Source organism: Halomonas sp. B23F22_20, assembly GCF_043496985.1.
Taxonomy (GTDB): domain Bacteria; phylum Pseudomonadota; class Gammaproteobacteria; order Pseudomonadales; family Halomonadaceae; genus Halomonas.
Genome location: NZ_JBIEKH010000055.1, coordinates 1 through 1,365, shown reverse-complemented (window position 1 = coordinate 1,365; position 1,365 = coordinate 1). Strand labels below are relative to the sequence as shown.

The following is a 1,365-nucleotide window of genomic DNA, read 5'->3' as shown; positions in this document are numbered from 1 at the left end:
ACGTGCCAAGATGAGTGTGTATACGCCATCTGACGGGTGCATGGGGCACCCACGGCATCTCGAAGAGAGGGTCCATCCATGAATCACATTAGCATTGTGGGTATCGACCTGGCGAAGCACGTGTTCCAGCTCCACGCGGTCGATGCACGAGGTCACGCCGTGTTCAGCAAGACGGTGCGGCGCGAACAGCTTCGCCTCACCCTGGCCCAGTTGCCGCCGTGTCAGGTGGCCATGGAAGCCTGTGGCGGTGCCCATTACTGGGCGCGCGAGATCCAGGCCATGGGCCACGAGGCGCAGTTGCTGCCCCCGCAGTGCGTCAAGCCCTTCGTGCTCGGCCACAAGAACGATGCCCGGGATGCCGCTGGGATCGCCGAGGCGGCGGCCCGGCCAGCTACCCCACGCGTTGCGATCAAGAGCGAGGCGCAGCAGGTCCTCCAAGCCTGGCATCGGGTACGTACCCGGTTGAGTCGCGAGCGCACCGCCACGGGGAATGAGCTGCGTGGCCTGCTGGGCGAGTTCGGTCTGGTCGTGGCGACAGGCCACGCCGTTCTTCGGCAGGGCGAGGTACGTGCACTGATTGAGACGCATCGGGAACGGCTCGGCGAGATGCTATGCCTGCTGCTGGAGGATCTGCTCGATCAGTGGGCGGCCCTCGATACCCGCCTCAAGACCTATGATCGGCGACTGTCGATGCTGGCCAAGGCCTCACCCGATGCCCAGCGCTTAATGAGCACCCCAGGGATCGGCCCGATCAATGCCACCCTGCTGCTGAGCCAGATGGGTAACCCCCGGCGCTTCCCCAATGGGCGGCAGTTCAGTGCCTCCATCGGGCTGGTACCGCGTCAGTGCTCCAGCGGCGGCAAGACGCGGCTCAAGGGGATTTCCAAGCGTGGCAATGGGGAACTTCGTCGCCAACTGGTCCACGGCGCCCGAGCGGCCTTGCGCCAGTTCCAGCGTCAGCCCCATTCGGATCGCCTGGCCCGTTGGGCCTGTGCGCTGGCCGCTCGAGTGGGTCAGCGCAAGGCCATCGTTGCGTTGGCCAACAAGCTGGCCCGGATCTGTTGGGCGATCCTGGCCCATGGTCGGACTTACCATCCCCAAGGACAGGTCGCGTAAGACACTATCGCTTACCCCGAGGTTGCGCAGGCAAGACGCTTCGATAGCATGAATGGTCAGACCGGCTCTTCGGCACTCTGTTAATCTGGCAGGCCCATGATGAGGCCGCGTGGGAGATGAGAGCGGAGAGCGCGCATTCCATCAAGGCCAGGCACCGGGTGTGCCGTTCATAGGCCGGATATAAGCGTGCAGTCCTCACCTGATGCGTCGTCGCTTCTGGCTTGCACAACGGGACGGGTCCATATAAGC

1 protein-coding gene is annotated in these 1,365 nt (G+C 64.2%); it reads left to right on the top strand.

Going from position 1 to position 1,365, the window contains the following annotated elements; all coding sequences use genetic code 11:
• Positions 1-78: 78 nt before the first annotated feature.
• Positions 79-1,116 (top strand): IS110 family RNA-guided transposase, encoded by a 1,038-nt coding sequence (locus ACGTN6_RS20495; RefSeq protein WP_394594900.1) that lies wholly within the window; start codon positions 79-81, stop codon positions 1,114-1,116.
• The last annotated feature ends 249 nt before the right edge of the window (positions 1,117-1,365 follow it).